We start from the raw sequence: 18387 nt of genomic DNA on the forward strand, positions 1-18387 counted from the left end.
AGGCAGAAATAGAAATTGCGCTCCGGCGCTGGGAGAAGCAGACTTGAACATGGCACTTCGGCTCAACAGCAGGTGGCGTTCAGAACAGCAACGCAAGGTCGGGCTCGGGCCATTGCTGATCATCGGCGGCCGGTTCGAGGATGACAACCATCGGCTGTTCAAAGCAGTTCACGATCATTCGCACGGCGATGTTCTGGTATTCGGTACTGCCTCAGGATTTCCCGAAGAGGTTGGCAACAGCATGGTTGCCGATCTTCAAAAGCGCGGAACCCGCGCGGCGTTTGCCGATCTGACGCTGGAAAACAGCCCGGCGATGGCGTTTGATTCCGGACTTGTTCAGGCAATTGGTCAGACTGGTGGAGTGTACTTTACCGGGGGTGATCAGTTGCGTATCTGGCACAGTCTTGTGCAGGACGGCGAGGATACCCCGGTGTTGCAGGCCCTTCGCGATCTTCGTGCGAGGGGTGGTCTGATCGCCGGTTCATCGGCCGGAGCGGCGATTCAATCTGACCCAATGCTGTTGGGAGGTTCATCGCTTGACTCGCTGACCATCGGGCTGGTGAATGATCCTGACACGCCGGGGCTTTCGCTCGGACCGGGGTTGGGATTCTTTGAACACGGTCTGGTCGATCAGCATTTCATCGAGCGCGCCCGCGTTGGCCGGTTGGTGGCGGGTCTTCGCCAGACCAGACAACGTTTCGGATTTGGGATAGACGAAAACACCGCAATGCTGGTGCGCGATGATCTGATCGACGTGATTGGCGAGACGGGTATGGTCGTCGCTGACATGGCCCATGCCCGGCATGACCCCGAAAGCGGCGAAACCAGCGATATCAGGCTGTCCTATCTGGATGATGGGGATCAGTTCGATCTGGTGAAAGGAAAGGCACTGCCCGGTCCGGGCAAGCGATTGTTGCGCCCCGGGCGTGCTAACGCGTTCCGCAGCCCAGCGGATATGCCCCGCGATGTTTTCGGCGCCAATGCGCTGCACGAACTGTGGCAGCGCCTCGCGCAAGGGAACCCGGCCTACTACGCCGTTGAAACGGCGCAGGTCGCTGATCCACGCAGCAGCGCGACGGTTCAGGTGTCTCTGCGGCGGCGACCTCGGGTGTCGCTGGTCTATCGGGACACGCATGGTCGGCTGTCGATGTTCAATTTCCTTTTGTCTCTGCGTGTCAGCGCCGCAGATATGGCACACGCAAAGCTTGAAATCCGACCGGAGCCGCGCTCGAAAATCCGTTCTGCAAGCGCTGGGGGTGGTACCGTCCTTGTCGGTGCCGAACCGCCAGCATCTGGGAATTCGGCAGAGGCAATATACAGACGCGGTGCGGATCCGGTGATCCGCAAGTTGTCGAATGGAAAGCCACATGAGCGGAGTCGGGCCCTGCACCTGTTAAAGCAGGCGGAAAACCTGCATCTGAGTGCGGACCTGCGCGACAGCATCACCCATCGGGTCACCCATCTTGGCCAAAGTGCTCCGGTTCGCGATGCTCTGCGTGCGCGGCTGCAGGGTGGCGCGGTGTTGTCGGCGAATGGCGAAGCCGCCGCCGCGCTTGGGCAAGAGGTTATCACCTACGGAGACGCCAATGCCGCGATCCGCTGGGGGGTGTCTTCTGATGCAGGCGGCGAGGGGCTCGTTATCGAACGCGGACTGGGTTTTGTCCCCGGAATTGTTGACCCGGAAATCGACAAGGGCACGGCCGGAATTGGCCGGTTGCTTGTAGCTTGCGCCCAGCGGGGACTTGATGGCTGGGGCTTGTATTGCGGTGCAATGCTGCGGTTTGATCTTGCGTCCGGCAACGTGACGCGATCTTCGGGCCCGCTTGCCGTCCATGTCTGGGCCGACCCGGACAAGGTGCGCTCTGCGCGGGAGCATCTCGACATCCGCGATATCCATATCGCCCCCGTCCTAGCACCAGAAGTGAATGACGACCCCGAAGCGTTGCAACGAGCCATGCTCGAACTGGCGGAAAACTTTGCCGCCGAGATAGGAGCCGAGCGCGAGAGAGGTCAAAGCGGTTTCTCGTGGATGGGTGACGAAATCCTTTTGCGGGCGCACTTGCGAGATGGCGGTGCAATCTCTCTGGACGTGTCCTGCAATCGCACCCGGCTGACCGCTGACATCCGTTAGGTTCTAGCGCAATTTATTTCTATCGGTTGGAAATATACTGACGCCTCTTAGGCTGGCCCGCTTCAACCGGCTCTTCTGGTCATCCGCGCGTGTGCGATTTTACTATAGCTTCCGTGGCCTAAGGGTCACGAAATTCCCGCACACGGTCCTTCAGGCATATCGATGCGTTAACGTATCCGCGCGATCACCGAGCCCGTTTGGAAACGGGTGTTTAATTCGCTTGGGTCGTTCACTTGTACCTTGAGGGCGGACTATTGCGCGCTTTATGTATGCATTATATTATGCAATAATACCGCAAGAATTCAAACGCGCAAGAAGCGTGGCCAAAGGGTGAGGTTCAGGAGCACGATGAAGCAGCATTTCGATATCGCAGTATTCGAAGGTGATGGGATCGGCCCTGAGATCATGAAGCCTACCTTGGAAACCCTTGCACACTTGTCGGATGCGGGGGCGTATCGTCTTGATTTCAATGTCGTTCCTGCCGGGGCCGCCCACCATGCGCAAACAGGTGAATCATTGCCCGCGGCGTCGATGACAACGGCGCGTGCGTCGGATGCGATTTTGTTGTCGGCCATGGGTTTGCCCACTGTGCGCTATGACGACGGGACAGAAATTTCACCCCAGATCGACCTGCGCAAGGCGCTAACGCTTTTCGCGGGCGTTAGGCCTGTACGTGTCCTTCCGGGGCAACTGACGCCGCTGAATATGCCGGATGACAAGGAGGTGGATTTTGTTCTGATCCGCGAGAGCACCGAGGGTTTGTTTCACACGCAGGGCCGGGGTGAAGTCACCAAAGACGAAGCGCGGGAGACTTTACTGATCACTCGTGACATATCAGAAAAGCTGTTCCGCTTTGCCTTTGGCATGGCAGACGATCGCAAGGCGCAGGGGCGCGGCAAAGGCCGTGTAACCTGTGTGGACAAGGCCAACGTCTTTCGAGCCTTTGCTTTCTTTCGCGAGATTTTTGATGCCGAAGCGGCGAAACACCCCGATCTGATCGCCGATCACGCATATGTGGATGCGACAGCCCTTTGGTTTGTGCTGAAACCCTGGGAATTTGACGTATTGGTGACGGAAAACATGTTCGGCGATATTCTGTCAGACCTTGGCGCAGGATTGATGGGCGGGTTGGGTGTTGCGCCGTCTGCCGATATCGGGCTGGATCACGCGGTGTTTCAGCCCTGCCACGGCTCTGCTCCCGATATCGCGGGACGCGGCATCGCAAACCCGATGGCCATGATACTGTCAGGCGCGATGATGCTGGACTGGTTGGGCCTGCGCCATGACGCACCGGCGTTGGTCGCGGACGGCATCCGATTGCGCGAGGCGGTCGAGACGGTGATTGCTAGAGGCGGGGCTCTCACCGCTGACCTGGGAGGGTCGGCGAGCACTCAGGATGCTGCGGATGCTGTCATGGCGCATCTGGAGATCGCATGACGGCGACTGCTCCTCTGCGCGTTGCCTGCCTTGGGGCGGGATACTTCAGCCAGTTTCAGTATGATGCATGGGCCCGTATCAAAGACGTCGCGCTTGTCGGGTCGGCAGACCTTGATCTGAGCGCCGCAGAGGCCACAGGGCTGGAAGCGTTCGATTCTCTTGACCGAATGATCGAACAGACCACACCTGATATTTTGGATATCATTCTTCCGCCAGATGGTCATGCCGCGTCAATCCGAACGGCAATTTCCGCAGGGATATCAACGGTCATTTGCCAGAAACCGTTCTGCCGTGATCTTGCCGAGGCCACCCAGATCACAGCCGAAGCGCAGACGGCAGGCGTTAATGTGATCGTGCACGAGAACTTTCGCTTCATGCCGTGGTATCGCGCAATCAAAGCTTGCATAGATGCGGGGGATATCGGCGCCGTGCTTCAGGCGACGTTCCGTCTGCGTCCTGGCGATGGACAGGGACCGCGTGCCTACCTGGATCGACAGCCCTACTTCCAATCCATGCCTCAGTTCCTGATCCACGAGACTGGGGTGCATTGGGTCGATACGTTCCGTTACCTGTTCGGGGACCCGGTCGCTGTCTATGCTGATCTGCGCCGCATCAATCCGGTGCTGGCCGGTGAAGACGCAGGCTTTGTGGTGTTTGATCACCCATCCGGTGTGCGTGCGCTGTTTGATGGCAATCGTCTGCTTGATCATAGATCGGACAACCACCGTCGCACGATGGGCGAAGCGTTGATTGAGGGCACTGAAGGTTCCCTGACGCTACTTGGTGATGGCAGTGTCGCTTTGCGTAAATTCGGTCATATGAACGCAACGCAGGTTTTGCCTCCGGATCACTGGCAGGGGTTTGGCGGTGATTGTGTTCATGCGCTACAGGCCCATGTGGTTTCCGCGTTGCTTGACGGCACAGCGCTAGAAAACACCTGTCAAGATTACCTCACTGTGATCCGTATTCGGGACGCGATATACCGATCTTCTGAAACCGGGACCAAGTTAGGGATTTGATCGCGAATGGATGGGTCTACAAAACCAATGTCAAATTCTCAAAGAGCGGTTCAGGAATTGCGTCGGTTGATTTTCTCGGGCGAGCTTGGCGCCGGCTCGGACCATCTTGAAAGCGAACTGGCCTTGCGACTGGGCATGTCCCGCACGCCGGTCCGCGAAGCGGCCCTGACACTCGCGGCGCAGGGTCTGGTCGAGATGCGCCCTCGTAAGGGGGTGCGTATATTGGCCCTGTCCCCAGATGACATGCGGGACATCTATGATGTGCTAACGGAACTCGAAAGCCTGTCCGCCGAGAACGCCGCACGTATGGGGTATTCCGAGGCAGAATTGTCGGAACTTGCGAAAGCGATCAACGACATGGATGGCGCGCTCGCGGGCGAAGACCTCGAAGCCTGGGCGATTGGCGATAATCAATTTCATTCCGAACTTGTTCGTCTCGGCAAAAACAGCCGGGTGCAAGCCATTGCTGCGATGATGGTGGATCAGGTGCGTCGTGCCCGTGCCATGACATTGCAATTTCGCCCATTGCCGCTGAAATCCAATGAAGACCACCGAGGCGTTCTCGAGGCAATTCGCGCAGGAGACGCCGACGAGGCGCGACGGATCCACTATGCGCACCGGACTCATGCCAAGGACATGTTGCTTGGCATACTAGAGAAATACCGCTTACTGCATTTGTAGCGCGCGGTACTGTTGCTTTCCGATTGAGCTAGTTTTCGCGCTGCCGCCCAACCTCGGCACGAAGGTGCTCGCTGGCAGTCAGCAGGATTTTTAAGGTGTTGCCCCGCTTGCGAAGAAACTTGCCAATCGCGTTGGGATGCGCGTCCGCCGACCGCAAGCGTATCGCAGATCGCAAAGGCAGCCAGGGCTACGATATCTGAGGTCTCCGCCCTGTCAGGCTTTGCTCCCGTCGCGCCCTTTGGTGAAATTTCTACTTTGCGGGCGGAGGGACATTTCAACTTGGTTGCAACATCTTGACGCCGCCATCCTGGGCGATGATCTCGAGACATAAAGCGGGATGTTATCCCAGCTTGCCCATAGCCGCCGTCTGGCGCGGCTTCCGCTCGATCTATCAGACAGATCGCAAGCGCCATTCGCGCCCTGCGGCCGGTGAGAGCTTCGAACGGAATGCGGACGCTCGACCGGTCAATCTTTCCTCAATGTGTGGCGGAAAAGACGCCCAAAGCGTATCTGGAAAAGTTGCTGACATGATCCATCCCCCCGATCAGGAGAAATCACAAGATCACACGCCTGGGAATCCACGCACCTCAGGCCTCCAAGGGACGATATGCGCCGCAACTCAAGAATACGCTGCAGACTGTAGCAGTGTCAGTGCATTCGCATTGGAAGACGCACCTATGCCGATCTCCGCAATCTGCGATCGAGCGAGGAACAGTTGTGCCAGCCGATCGATGTTCTCGGTGTTTGCAAACTGAGCGACTGTATCATCCCCAGTTATTGAACGGGTTTTCTCGCGGAGGACCTCTTGCTGTTGGTCAATGTCGATCTGTCCGAAGGATGTGGGTAGACCCAAGGCGGTTTCAAACATGGACCTCAGCGGTGGCAACCCCATTAGGGTAAACCACTTGGCTTCCTCGCTCATGTCCTCATCCGCGAGATTTGCCAGTTCGCGTTGTGCATAGAGTGCAATTCGCATGGTATCGTTCTGTTCGCCGACCGAGACTTCGAAAGATTGTACTTTGAAGTCTTCCACGATTTTTGCCATCTTCGGCGGGTTTGTTGTGGAACTTAATTCTCCGGGCCCAAACCCAAAGGCCTCACTCAATCGCTTGTAGCGATCATCTGTCAGTTTGTTGGCAAGGGCGTCATCGCTAGCTGTACCGTCTTCGAGGATCTTCTGGATGAAGTATCGATTATCCAAATCATCTTGAAGCCCAAAGGCCCCAAGGGCGACCGACAACAGCCGGCGATCCTTTATGAGGTCCTCAGCGGTTTCGATCGTGCCGATGGTCTCGGTAAAATACTCTATGTCGCGCGACAGTTGAGATGAGTTTGCGAAAGTATCGAATTGCGGTTCATAGGTTCGTTGCAGAAACTTCCAGCCCGCGATACCCGAACCAACGATGACAGGCTGAAAGCTCATGATGGGCGCGCCGCCATGAGCCGATCTTCGCGAGGCATGAGGCTTCTCAAGGCTTTTAGACAACGATAGTGCTGCTCGTCGATGAGTGCCTCTGTTGCCTCGGCCAGAGATGCCCTGCTGTCTGCATCCTTGAAGACCTGACTCAATTCTTCGATACGCCGCAAGAGTGCATGCCTTGCCGTTTCGGGATCGCTATCACCGGTCAGGATCAGTTGCGCGGCATAGCAAACCCGCCGAACGGGCGTCGTCGCTTCTTCGGGGTGGATTGCATCGCGCAGCCGCAGGATGTTGGCGTCCGGTGTCATGATGGACAGTCGGCTACGTCGGTCGCCGTTTTCAATGACGGCGCCGTTCACCAGCAAACGTTCCTTTGGCGCGAGTTTGAGAATGAGTCCGCTCATATTACTATGTTCCGCCGCGCAGGCCACGAAGGATGGCCGTGTTGATTTCTAGCAGTGGCTCGATCGACGCTTGCCGCGCAAGAACCTTGCTGGTGTGGTGATTGGTAAACTCCGCAAGATACAGGATCCGCGCCCTCAAATCCGCAGGCAAGGGGTTCCCCTTGTCTGCGACGTCGATGGCAAAAATGGTCCACAGTTTGCGATTGTCGCTGAGTGCCTCGACAAGTGCCGCGAATCCAGTTGCCCCCTTGGCCTCGGCAGAACGAATGCGTGTCGTGATACGGGCAATTGCCTCGTATTCCGTATTTCTTGTTGTGCGGGTTGGGGCCGATGCGGCGGAATAGGCGCGGTGCGCCTGGGACAGGGCATTCAAATCAGGACCTCACATGTCTGAGTACGTCAGAAAGGAAACCGGGGCGCGTAACGCCCCGGTCAGTTCCATGGTTCCGTTACCGGAACAGCGACAGGATGGACTGTGGTGCCTGGTTGGCAATCGACAAGGCCTGAACGCCCAACTGCTGTTGCGTCTGAAGGGCCTGCAGTCGCGCCGATGCGGCTTCCATGTCGGCATCAACAAGACTTCCGATTCCGGCCTTCATCGCGTCCATCACTTTGCCCACAAAGACATTCTGGTCAGAAATGCGCTTGGCAGAGGCACCAAGTGCCGCAGCGCCATCCACGGCAGTCTGGATATGTGCTTCAAGGGCCGTGATCGACGCGACGGCGTTGGTGGCGTCGGTTACGTCGATGTCGGACAAATCAAGGTTGGAAGTGAAATCGACCGCCGTTACCGTGATCTCGGAAACCGTGATCGCACCCGCATTGTCCCGGTCAATCGAGGACGTCACGGTCAGATCAACGCCATCGTCGTTCAGCAGGTTCATCCCATTGAATTGCGAGGCGTTGATGATCGAAGTCACCTGTGCAATCGACTCGTTTATGTCAGCGGTGAGCTTTGTGTAATCGACGTTTTCACCAGTTGCCGCGACCACCTTTTCCTTCATATCACTCAAAACATTGGTGATTTGCTCGGCACCCGCTGATGCGACGGCAACGGTTGATTCGCCCAACGACAGCGAGTCCGACACGGCCTGAAAGCCGCTTACGTCTGATTCCATCACCTTTGAGATCGCCCAGATGGCAGAGTTGTCCTTGGCCGATCCGACATCCTTGCCGGTGGAGATCTGATCCTGTGTTTTGGCCAGATCAGTATTGATGGATTTCAGGGTTTGCAGTGCAACCATCGCACTGTTGTTTGTCAGAATGCTCGACATAGCATTGTTCCTTTGGTCATTGGGCAACTTCTACCCGGTTTCATGCCACCCTTGCGGATGGCCCAAACGTCTTTCTGACTACTGCGAGGACCGTGCTTTCGGTTTCGCGCCACCTTTGTTTCAGATGCCTCATCAAGATGGGCGCTATGTCCTAAGGGAATCCTAAATCGCCAAGTGAAGATTGGTTGCATTTGCTTCAAATCGAAGTTCAGGCGCGCTTTTCGACTTTGCAGCTGGTCTTTGTGTCAAAGGTCTGCTTGTTGCCGCGTCGGTCATACGTCTCAAGGCCGGAACGCACCCGTCTCAGGTCGGCCATTCGAGTTGCTACGGCGCGTATTCCGTCAAGCGCGCTGTTCAGAAGCGCCTGATTGCGTGTCACCTTTTGATGAACCATTTTGAGAACTAGACGCTCTTCCGGGTCCAAGGCATTGATCTTGTCGATCAGCTTTTCTTTGGTCGACATCAATTCCGCGATTTGTTCCAGCTTTCCTTCGAGGAGCGCGTCACGTTCGCGATCAAGCAAGACGTCCAGTTCGTCGATCAGGTCTTGGTGGGTTTCATCCGTCATGATGCTTGTCCTTCAGTGCGTTAAAAAGCGATTCGGCCAATCCGATTCCGCCGGTTTTCGCGATTTGTTCGGCCTGAGCCCGCACCAGGAGCGAGGCATATTGGTCTTCGCCAGCACCGCCTCCCATTGTTTCGCGAGATTTTCCGAACCCGGCTGATTTCAACATCTCTGTAAGAAACGCGGCCTCCAGTTCGGTTGCTGCCTCTCGCAACGGAGAGTCGTGGACATTGGACGCCGAGTTTGCCGTCATTGGTATGGTCAGTTTCAGTGGGGTCATGGAATGCCTCGAATTGCGTGGATTTTGTTGAGAATGATGCCAAGCCAGTTAAAAAATCGGTAACTGGTTTGGTTGATGATCAGGTCATCAAGAAAGAATTCTGGTGACGCATGCAGATCAATTCCCTTCCTCTCCTGAGCTCTGGCGAAGTGCCTGATGCGCAAACTCCCACACAAGGCGGGGCGCTAAAGGTCACCACCACGGGGACCACGTTCGCATCGGCATTTGCACAGATGCTCGGAGATATTCCGGAAGATGCTGGACCGACAGAGCCAGAGGGTTCTGTAGTTGTTGCCGTAAGCGAAGAATCAGACTCGACCGAGGTTGCGGAGGGTTTTGACGAAGACGAGAATGATGCCGCACCATTGATTTTCGAAGCGAACACACCGGCTTCCAAGCCAGAAACAGAGGACAAAGAGCAAGTATTCATGTCGCTCGACCCCGCTGAACAACTTGGCGATAGCGCGCAGACAATGGATCGCTCAGACGAGCCGCAGGAGGGCGCTGTCGATGTGCATTACACTCCTCGTGGCGAGACGGCGACATCAGGGGCGCCAAAACGGGATGCGACCCTGATTGCGAGAGAGAGGGATCGGCACGCGGGCGAAGTTGGAGCAACGGCAGATTACGACGCGGTCCAAGTTCATGACGCCGTCGTTGAAACGCGCGACATATCCGGCACATCCAGCCTGCAAGGTGATGCGCTGTCATCCGGGCCTACGCAGCCCGCGACTGGGACGGATCGGACACCCGTCCTCGTTCAGGGCGCCGTCGCGGCGACGTCCTCTCTGCTGGCGGTCGGCGAAATGACATTAGCGCAAACGAACCTGACCGATCAGAATGGCGGACGTCCTCCCAATACCGAAGGCATCTTTGACGAGTTGAGTGGGGTAAGACCCGCGGCTGTTTCGGCCAAATCAATAGCGGAACAACTGACACAAGTTACGAAAGAATCGTTGCCGGGCGAGGGACGCAAAGCGGAACTGGAGGCCAAGACGCCTGCTATTACGGCATCTGAGGCCGAGTATCAGTTCGCTGCACGGGCAAGTGTCACGGCCCACTCGCACGGACCTCAACCTCAGGGGCAGACTGCCAATGTGCAAATGTCCAGTGCTACTGGTACGTCTTCAGTGTTTCGCGCGACCGAAACCCTAGATGTCGAGTCTTTCGCATCTGTAGAGGAGGCGCCCGTTTGGACCACATCCAGATCGGTCGGCACCACGGGCATTATGATGCCAGCCTCATTTGATGTTTCGATCGCGCGACCGGAAACGGTACGCAACGCTGCGGCCTATGCGGTCGAGGTTTTGACCCGTGAACCGGGAAAGGTGGTCGAAATCGCCCTGAACCCGGAAGAACTTGGCCGGGTGCGTATGGCATTATCGCAGAGCGATGCGGGGGTAACGGTCGTGATCACGTCCGAGCGGCCCGAAACTCTCGAATTGATGCGCCGCCATATCGAACAGCTTTCCCAGGAGTTCCTGAAGCTTGGTTACGAGCAAGCAAGTTTTGAGTTCGATAGCGAAGGATCGGGAGGAGATGACCGCTCGCCTAAAAGCGGTGGCGCAAGGACCGACACGACTGGCGACGCCAGCGAAACACATCACATAATGCCAGCCCGCCTGATTCAGACCGGGCTAGATCTGAGGCTCTAACAATGACCGACATAAATACATCCGTTGCAACGGCAACAGCCGCTGCGGCCCAAGGCTCCTCATCGGCAACGTCCACGGCTTCGGGAAGCGCCGGGCTGACCTCGGATTTTGAAACGTTTCTCAAGATGTTGACGGCTCAGGCCCGCTATCAGGACCCGTTGGAGCCTATCGATTCGACCGAATATGCAGCGCAGTTGGCGCAATTCTCGATGGTCGAACAACAGGTTCAGACGAATGATACGTTGACCGCGCTGTTTGCCCAGATGGATTCTTCCAACATGGCCTCTCTTGCCGGTTGGGTTGGGATGGAAATCAGGGCGGACACGCCGGTTCACTTTGACGGAAAGCCGGTTACCGTTTCTCCGGGCGTGGCACAGACGGCGGATGCGGCCTATCTGGTGGTTACCGCCGCGGATGGACGCGAAATTCAGCGTTCTGCAATCGACCTGACGGGTGATCCCGTGCAATGGGCAGGTGTCGACGAATCCGGAGCGCCGTTTGCAAACGGAGTCTATTCGTTTTCCGTAGACAGCTTCCGAAACGGTACTGAAATCACACCCGTCACAACCGAAGTCTATGGTCGGATTTCCGAGGCGCAGTTCAAGGACAATGCAGTTGTTCTAGTTCTGGAGGGTGGTCCATCTGTGGCTGCAAGTGAAGTATCGGCGCTGCGTCAGGGAGGATAGCGCGAGTGTTGGCAAAAAACCTCGGGTCAGACAAGGCGTCGACTTGTGTGACAGGGCCGTCAGTTCATATCGATTGCCGAGGTCTAATGACGCCATTGAACCCCGATGATCAGGCCGTCTATGGAATAAATTCGCGCCGACGGTCGCTCTTTGCCCGTTGCCTCGCGGTGCAGCCACGGGCATTAAGGCGCGGATGGCAAAGCAACTCGACTATCATACGATCCGCGAGATCTTTTCCCGCTTTCACGCGGCGGAACCCGAACCCAAGGGCGAGCTGGATCACGTGAATGTCTTTACGCTGGTGGTTGCCGTCGCCCTATCAGCACAGGCAACGGACGCCGGTGTGAACAAGGCCACGCGAAAACTCTTTGAGGTCGCGACCACGCCGCAGCAGATGTTGGACCTTGGTGAAGATCGCCTGATCGAGCACATCAAAACCATCGGCCTCTACCGCAACAAGGCCAAGAACGTGATGAAACTGTCGCGTATCCTAGTTGATGATTATGGTGGCGAAGTGCCAAATTCGCGTGCGGCCCTGCAATCGTTGCCCGGTGTCGGGCGTAAGACCGCGAATGTGGTGCTGAACATGTGGTGGCACTATCCGGCGCAGGCCGTTGATACCCACATCTTCCGTTTTGGCAATCGCAGCGGCGTTGCCCCGGGCAAGGATGTCGATGCGGTCGAGCGCGCAATTGAAGATAACATTCCGGTTGATTTTCAGCAGCACGCCCATCATTGGATGATCCTGCATGGGCGCTACCACTGCAAGGCGCGCAAACCACTGTGCCAGACCTGCCTGATCCGTGATCTATGCGAATACGAGGACAAGACAGTATGAGCAATTATGACCTTGTTGGCATCGGCAACGCCGTCGTCGATGTCATCACTCAATCGGACGATAGCTTTCTCGATCATATGGGTATCGAAAAAGGCATCATGCAGTTGATTGAACAGGATCGTGCCGAGATCCTTTATGGCGCCATGGACAGCCGGGTTCAGACACCGGGCGGATCGGTTGCGAATACCATTGCTGGTGCCGGCACACTGGGCCTGGAAGCTGCGTTTATCGGGCGTGTGCGTGACGATGCGCTGGGTCGGTTCTATGCGGATGCGATGAATGAAAACGGGATCGATTTCGTGAACCCGCCCGTGCCTGACGGGGAATTGCCAACCTCGCGGTCGATGATCTTTGTGTCCCCTGATGGGGAAAGATCGATGAATACCTATCTGGGCATATCCACCGGGTTGTCTTCGGTCGATGTGCCGCGCGATGTCACGGGCAATGCGCGGATCATGTTTCTCGAAGGTTACCTGTTTGACCACGACGCGGGCAAAACCGCGTTTCGCGAAGCGGCGCGTGCAACGCGTGCCGGAGGCGGCAAGACCGGCATTGCAATATCCGATCCGTTTTGCGTCGACCGTCACCGCGCCGATTTTCTGTCGCTGATACAGCACGATCTGGATTTCGTTATCGGGAACGAGGCGGAAATTCAGTCTCTCTTTGAAACGGATCACCTGAATGATGCGTTGATGATGACAGCAGCCATGTGTCCTCTGGTGGTCTGCACACGCTCGGGAGATGGCGTGACGGTCATGGAGGGCACGTCGCGGCTTGATATACCTGTCGAGCGTATCACTCCGGTTGATGCCACCGGCGCGGGCGATCAGTTTGCGGCCGGTTTCCTGTATGGCATGGCGACGGGTCGTGATCTGGAAACCTGTGCCCGGATCGGGTGCGTATGCGCGAGCGAAGTCATTTCGCATATTGGCCCGCGCCCCGAAGCCGACATGCCCGAATTGTTGCGCAACAAAGGCTTGTTGTGAAGCTTTGCTAAAGGACGGCTATCACGACATTCCCGCTGGCAAGATTGCCGCGATCGTCACGCATCTCGAAATGCGCGAACAGGTGATGATGCGGCCGCTCATCGCGCCGGAGGGGCTGACGCTTGAAACCGTGAAACAACCGGACTGTGAGTGGTATCGCGACTTGTTCATGCGCATCGGCGGGCAAGACTGGCTCTGGTTCTCGCGGTTGGAACTGGACGATGCCGCACTTGGCGCGATCCTGAATGATCCGGATGTAGAGCTGTATGCCCTGATGCAGGATGGTGTGGCGCAGGGCATGGTCGAACTCGATTTTCGTCAACCGGACGAATGTGAACTGGCGTTCTTTGGCCTTACGGCCCAAATGATCGGACAGGGTGCCGGGCGCCTCATGATGACCCATGCGATTGCGCGGGCTTGGGCCCGACCGATATCGCGCTTTCATCTGCACACCTGCACGCTGGATTCCCCGCAGGCACTTGGTTTCTATCAGCGCTTCGGCTTTGTGGCCTATCGCAGGCAAGTTGAGATCGCGGATGATCCCCGCCTTTCGGGTGGCTTGCCGCGCGATGCAGGCGCTCACGTGCCGATACTTTCGCAGGACTGACCAAAGGAACGGGCCGCGAGTCTGGACTTTGGTTTTTCCGGCTGTTTGTCTGGGCCAAGCGGTTAAGATCCGAGGAGTCAGCCAATGCAAGAGAGAACCCTAGGCAAAGATGGGCCTGTGGTGTCGGCCATCGGTATCGGCGCAATGTCGTTCGCCGATTTCTATGGCCCGACAAACGAGGCTGAATCACATGCGATCATGGATGCGGCGCTGGAGCTTGGGATTTCCCATCTGGACACGTCGAACATCTATGGCTTGGGCAAATCCGAAAACGCCATCGGCAGCTTTCTTGCGGCTCAGGGCAGCGCGATGCGCGATCGTTTCACCATCGCGACAAAGGCCGCTATCACCCGCGACAAGGACAGCGGAAAGTTGAAATTCGACAATTCCGCGGAACATCTGACGCAGGAACTGGAGGCCAGCCTGAAACGGTTGCGGACTGAGGCCGTTGATCTGTTCTATGTGCATCGCCGCGACCCCGGGATCGAGATCGAAGAAGTAACAGAAACTCTCGCCGGGCTGGTAAAGGCGGGAAAAACGCGCGCCATCGGGTTCTCCGAAATCGCGCCGTCATCGTTGCGTCGGGCAGCAGCGATCCATCCTGTCGCCGCAGTGCAATCGGAGTATTCTCTGTCTACGCGTTTTCCTGAACTGGGCCTTGTCCAGACCTGTGCCGAGTTGGGTACGACGCTGGTGGCATTCAGCCCGTTGGGGCGAGGACTGCTGACCGACAGGCCGCACAGTGCCGATGCCATTGCAGAAATATCGTTTCTCAAGACAAACCCGCGCTTTGTCGAGCCCAACCTGTCGGCAAATCTCGCCGCCACTGCTCCGTTTCGGGCGCTCGCTGCGGAAATGGGCACCTCTGCGGCCGCGCTGTCAATTGCATGGCTTCTGACGCGCGGTATGCATGTGCTGCCGATCCCCGGGACGCGCTCGGTCACACATCTCAGGGAACTGGCCGCGGGGGCCGAGCTTCAGCTGAGCGATGCCGACCTGGCCCGTATCGACGCCATATTGCCCGTTGGCTGGGCCCATGGCGACCGCTACGCTGATGCGCAGTGGGTCGGGCCGGAACGTTATTGCTGACGCGCGCTAGAGACTTGGAGTAAACGCCTTCAGGACCTGTTCATAGACCTTGCGCTTGAAGGGCACGATCGCGTCAACAAGCTGATCCACCGGCTGCCAGCGCCAGACCGTGAATTCCGGATGCTTGGTTTCGATGTTGATCTGATCATCGCGCCCGTGAAAACGCATGAGAAACCATTTCTGTTCCTGACCGCGATATCGCCCTTTCCAGATATTGGGGACAATGTCGTGCGGCAGATCATAGGGCAGCCAGTCGTCCGTCTCGGCGATGATCTGTACAAGATCGGCGGTGACTCCGGTTTCCTCCCACAGTTCCCGTAACGCGGCATCGCGGGGGCTTTCGCCTTTGTCGACGCCCCCTTGCGGCATTTGCCAGGCTTCGGCGTGGCGATCATTGCGCTGACCGACAAATACATCGCCACCGGCGTTGATCAGCATGATACCAACGCATTGGCGATAGGGAAGTTTGGCGATCTCGTCCGGGGTCATGTGCGGGCTCCTGCGATGTAATTCACTGTCTAGCGTGACGACATCCGGGCGCAAGTGTTTGACGCGGCGTTTTGCGTGACTTGCATGGCATCTGCGTTATTGCTGTACGCGAAAAGGGAGACACTCATGGCTGACTATCCGAACCTGCTGGCCCCGCTGGACCTGGGCTTTACCACTCTGAAGAACCGCGTTCTGATGGGCTCCATGCACACAGGTCTGGAGGAAACCCGCGACTGGAATCGCGTTGCAGAGTTTTATGCAGAGCGGGCGCGTGGCGATGTCGGGTTGATGGTCACCGGCGGGATCGGCCCGAACCTGGAAGGATCGGTCATGCCCGGCGCATCGATGATGACCACCCAGGACGACATCGACAACCATTCTGTCATCACCGAAAGGGTCCATGCGGCGGGCGGCAAAATCTGCATGCAGATCCTGCATGCGGGCCGCTATGCCTATGGCCCCAAATGCGTCGCGCCCAGCCCGGTCAAATCGCCGATCTCGCCGTTTCCCCCCGCTGAATTGGACGAAGAAGGGATCGAGAAACAGATCAGTGATATCGTCGAAGCCGCGCGCAAGGCCCGCGAGGCCGGATATGACGGGGTCGAAATCATGGGCTCCGAAGGGTATTTCATCAACCAGTTCCTCGTCACCCATACTAACAAGCGCACGGATCGCTGGGGCGGCTCCTATGAAAATCGGATGCGACTGGCGATCGAGATCGTACGCCGGACGCGCGAGGCCTGTGGCGCCGATTTCATCATTATCTACCGTCTTTCAATGATCGATCTCGTGCCTGATGGATCGACCTATGAAGAGGTCGTGCAACTGGCGCAGGAAATCGAAAAGGCCGGGGCGACCATCATCAATACCGGAATAGGTTGGCACGAGGCACGTATTCCGACGATTGCCACGTCCGTTCCGCGCGCGGCTTTTGCCTGGGTTACCAAGAAACTGATGGGCAAGGTCACGATCCCGGTCATCACCTCCAATCGCATCAATACCCCCGAAGTTGCCGAAGAGTTGCTGGCGACAGGCTGTGCCGACATGGTGTCGATGGCGCGCCCGATGCTGGCGGATGCGCATTTCGTGGCCAAGGCGGCGGCGGGCAGGAGCGACCAAATCGCGCCCTGCATCGCCTGCAACCAAGCCTGTCTCGATCACACATTCGGTGGCAAGCTGACCAGTTGTCTGGTCAACCCGCGTGCCTGTCACGAGACCGAGTTGGTGATTGCCAAGGCCGACGCAGTCAAATCGGTGGCCATTATCGGCGCCGGTCCGGCCGGGCTGTCCACAGCAATCACAGCTGCTGAGCGCGGCCACGACGTCACACTGTTTGATCGCGCCGACGAGGTTGGCGGACAATTGAACATGGCCAAACAGATCCCCGGCAAAGAGGAGTTCTGGGGGCTGGTTGATTGGTATCGCACGATGGTCGCTGACCTCGGGATCAAGACCGAACTGGGCCGCGAGGTAACCGCAGGCGATCTGGAGGGCTTTGACGAGATCATCATCGCTACCGGAGTTTCTCCACGCGATCCAGGCATTCCGGGGCAGGATGGGCCAAACGTGGTCAGCTATATCGACGTACTGCGCGGCAAGGTCGAGGTTGGTGGTCGTGTGGCGGTCATCGGCGCGGGGGGCATCGGGTTTGACGTATCTGAATACCTCGCGCACGAAGGCACCAGCCCAACCGAGAGCCTGCCAATATGGATGGAAGAATGGGGCGTCGCCGACCCGGCAGAGTATCGCAGCGGTCTGGCGCCTGAGGGACCAAAACCGCATCCTTCGGCGCGGCAAATCACCCTGCTTCAGCGCAAGGCCACCAAGCACGGCAAGGGATTGGGCAAGACGACCGGCTGGATTCATCGCGCAGCGCTCAAGATGAAAGGCGTGCAGTTTGTCGGGGGCGTGAATTACGAGGCGATCGATCCCGCCGGATTGCGTGTCTCCTTTGGCGAAGCGCGGGAAAACCCGACATTGATCGAGGCGGACACCATCGTGCTCTGCGCCGGGCAGTTGCCGGAACGGTCGCTGGCCGATGCGTTGATCGAACGCGGTGTCACGCCCCATGTGATCGGTGGTGCGGATGTTGCTGCAGAGCTCGACGCAAAACGCGCGATTGATCAGGGCACGCGTCTGGCCGCCGCGCTTTAGGTATCGTGCGCCACGATGCTGTCCTGTGGGGCCTCGTCGCGGTCAGTCATGCCATAGTCGCGGATGACGTGGGCCACGCGCAGGCGGTAGTCGGAGAAGACCCCGCCGCGCCCTTTGGCTTGCGCACGTCGATGCGCAGCTAGCCTGCGCCACTCCTGAACCGCTTCTTCGTCACGAAACAGCGACAGGGACAGCAACTTACCGGGGTTGGTAATGCTCTGGAACCGCTCGACCGAGATAAAGCCGTCGATCTGTTCCGCCAGCGGGCGCATTTCGGCGGCGATATCGAGATAGGTGTCTTGCATGCCGTCGGCGGGTTCGACTTCAAAGATGATTGCGATCATGTCTTGTCTCCGTGAGGGGCCGACGCCAAGGTCAGCCAAGTTCTGTCCTCACGCAACAAAAACCGCTCTTTTTGGGCAAATTCGTAATTCTCCCGCCCTAGCGGATCGGCCTTGAGGCGTTCGCGGTAGGCCTCGTATTCAGCAAGGCTAGGAATATTGTAGATACCATAGGCAAGTGTTGACGAGCCTTCGTGGGGCGCGAAATACCCTACGAGATCCGCGCCACAACGCGGGATTGCCTGCCCCCAATTGCGGGCATACTGGCGAAACTGATCGGTCTTGGTCGGGTCAATATGGTATTTGATGATGCATGTGAGCATGGATGCTT

20 protein-coding genes are annotated in these 18387 nt (G+C 57.6%); 11 read left to right on the forward strand and 9 right to left on the reverse strand.

Annotated features, from left to right (window positions below; genetic code table 11):
- Positions 1-49 precede the first annotated feature (49 nt).
- The 4 genes from ABJO75_RS21135 (at position 50) to ABJO75_RS21150 (ending at position 5268) form a co-directional block, all read left to right on the forward strand.
- Positions 50-2131 (forward strand): cyanophycinase, encoded by a 2082-nt coding sequence (locus ABJO75_RS21135; protein ID WP_348133854.1) that lies wholly within the window; start codon positions 50-52, stop codon positions 2129-2131.
- A gap of 348 nt (positions 2132-2479) precedes the next feature.
- The gene (locus tag ABJO75_RS21140; protein WP_348133857.1) at positions 2480-3568 is read left to right on the forward strand and encodes an isocitrate/isopropylmalate family dehydrogenase; all 1089 of its coding nucleotides are present in this window, start codon (positions 2480-2482) and stop codon (positions 3566-3568) included.
- The gene (locus ABJO75_RS21145; protein ID WP_348133859.1) at positions 3565-4587 is read left to right on the forward strand and encodes a Gfo/Idh/MocA family oxidoreductase; all 1023 of its coding nucleotides are present in this window, start codon (positions 3565-3567) and stop codon (positions 4585-4587) included. Before ABJO75_RS21140 ends, ABJO75_RS21145 begins: the two co-directional genes overlap by 4 nt.
- 27 nt (positions 4588-4614) lie before the next feature.
- A complete protein-coding gene (locus ABJO75_RS21150; protein WP_348133862.1) occupies positions 4615-5268 on the forward strand; it encodes a GntR family transcriptional regulator in 654 nt (217 codons plus the stop codon).
- A 619-nt stretch (positions 5269-5887) separates the two neighbouring features.
- Here ABJO75_RS21150 and ABJO75_RS21155 read toward each other — a convergent pair.
- The 6 genes from ABJO75_RS21155 to ABJO75_RS21180 form a co-directional block, all read right to left on the reverse strand.
- Complete coding sequence (locus tag ABJO75_RS21155; protein WP_348133865.1) at positions 5888-6691, reverse strand: DUF1217 domain-containing protein; 804 nt, start codon at positions 6689-6691, stop codon at positions 5888-5890.
- Positions 6688-7092: a flagellar biosynthesis repressor FlbT gene (gene flbT, locus ABJO75_RS21160; RefSeq protein ID WP_348133868.1), complete on the reverse strand. Its 405-nt coding sequence runs from the start codon at positions 7090-7092 to the stop codon at positions 6688-6690. The genes ABJO75_RS21155 and flbT overlap by 4 nt, the downstream gene beginning before the upstream one ends.
- A gap of 4 nt (positions 7093-7096) precedes the next feature.
- Positions 7097-7465: a flagellar biosynthesis regulator FlaF gene (flaF, locus tag ABJO75_RS21165; protein ID WP_348133871.1), complete on the reverse strand. Its 369-nt coding sequence runs from the start codon at positions 7463-7465 to the stop codon at positions 7097-7099.
- A 76-nt stretch (positions 7466-7541) separates the two neighbouring features.
- Positions 7542-8366, reverse strand: a complete 825-nt coding sequence (locus ABJO75_RS21170) for a flagellin (RefSeq protein WP_348133873.1) — start codon at positions 8364-8366, stop codon at positions 7542-7544.
- Between the two features lie 208 nt (positions 8367-8574).
- Positions 8575-8934, reverse strand: a complete 360-nt coding sequence (locus tag ABJO75_RS21175) for a flagellar biosynthesis protein FlgN (RefSeq protein WP_348133876.1) — start codon at positions 8932-8934, stop codon at positions 8575-8577.
- Entirely contained in the window at positions 8924-9184 is a 261-nt protein-coding gene (locus ABJO75_RS21180; protein ID WP_348133988.1) for a rod-binding protein, read from the reverse strand. Before ABJO75_RS21180 ends, ABJO75_RS21175 begins: the two co-directional genes overlap by 11 nt.
- Before the next feature lie 137 nt (positions 9185-9321).
- Between ABJO75_RS21180 and ABJO75_RS21185 the strand changes: the two genes are divergently transcribed.
- The 6 genes from ABJO75_RS21185 to ABJO75_RS21210 all read left to right on the forward strand — a co-directional run bounded on the left by ABJO75_RS21185 (position 9322) and on the right by ABJO75_RS21210 (position 15072).
- Positions 9322-10866, forward strand: a complete 1545-nt coding sequence (locus tag ABJO75_RS21185) for a flagellar hook-length control protein FliK (RefSeq protein ID WP_348133879.1) — start codon at positions 9322-9324, stop codon at positions 10864-10866.
- Between the two features lie 2 nt (positions 10867-10868).
- Entirely contained in the window at positions 10869-11552 is a 684-nt protein-coding gene (locus ABJO75_RS21190) for a flagellar hook capping FlgD N-terminal domain-containing protein (RefSeq protein ID WP_348133881.1), read from the forward strand.
- Between the two features lie 193 nt (positions 11553-11745).
- Complete coding sequence (nth, locus tag ABJO75_RS21195; protein WP_348133884.1) at positions 11746-12390, forward strand: endonuclease III; 645 nt, start codon at positions 11746-11748, stop codon at positions 12388-12390.
- Entirely contained in the window at positions 12387-13376 is a 990-nt protein-coding gene (locus tag ABJO75_RS21200) for an adenosine kinase (RefSeq protein WP_348133887.1), read from the forward strand. Before nth ends, ABJO75_RS21200 begins: the two co-directional genes overlap by 4 nt.
- Before the next feature lie 4 nt (positions 13377-13380).
- On the forward strand, positions 13381-13983 hold the full coding sequence (locus ABJO75_RS21205; RefSeq protein ID WP_348133889.1) for a GNAT family N-acetyltransferase: 603 nt from the start codon (positions 13381-13383) through the stop codon (positions 13981-13983).
- Between the two features lie 84 nt (positions 13984-14067).
- A complete protein-coding gene (locus ABJO75_RS21210; RefSeq protein ID WP_348133891.1) occupies positions 14068-15072 on the forward strand; it encodes an aldo/keto reductase in 1005 nt (334 codons plus the stop codon).
- A 6-nt stretch (positions 15073-15078) separates the two neighbouring features.
- Here the strand turns inward: ABJO75_RS21210 and ABJO75_RS21215 are convergent, their stop codons facing one another.
- Positions 15079-15561, reverse strand: a complete 483-nt coding sequence (locus ABJO75_RS21215; protein WP_348133894.1) for an RNA pyrophosphohydrolase — start codon at positions 15559-15561, stop codon at positions 15079-15081.
- 126 nt (positions 15562-15687) lie between these two features.
- Between ABJO75_RS21215 and ABJO75_RS21220 the strand changes: the two genes are divergently transcribed.
- On the forward strand, positions 15688-17715 hold the full coding sequence (locus ABJO75_RS21220) for an NADPH-dependent 2,4-dienoyl-CoA reductase (protein WP_348133897.1): 2028 nt from the start codon (positions 15688-15690) through the stop codon (positions 17713-17715).
- Here the strand turns inward: ABJO75_RS21220 and ABJO75_RS21225 are convergent.
- Positions 17712-18059: an antibiotic biosynthesis monooxygenase gene (locus ABJO75_RS21225; protein ID WP_348133900.1), complete on the reverse strand. Its 348-nt coding sequence runs from the start codon at positions 18057-18059 to the stop codon at positions 17712-17714. The two genes, ABJO75_RS21220 and ABJO75_RS21225, sit on opposite strands and share 4 nt — an antisense overlap.
- The gene (locus ABJO75_RS21230; RefSeq protein WP_348133902.1) at positions 18056-18379 is read right to left on the reverse strand and encodes an NIPSNAP family protein; all 324 of its coding nucleotides are present in this window, start codon (positions 18377-18379) and stop codon (positions 18056-18058) included. Before ABJO75_RS21230 ends, ABJO75_RS21225 begins: the two co-directional genes overlap by 4 nt.
- Positions 18380-18387: the final 8 nt, after the last annotated feature.

Source organism: Sedimentitalea sp. (assembly GCF_039973035.1).
Classification (GTDB): Bacteria; Pseudomonadota; Alphaproteobacteria; order Rhodobacterales; family Rhodobacteraceae; genus Sedimentitalea.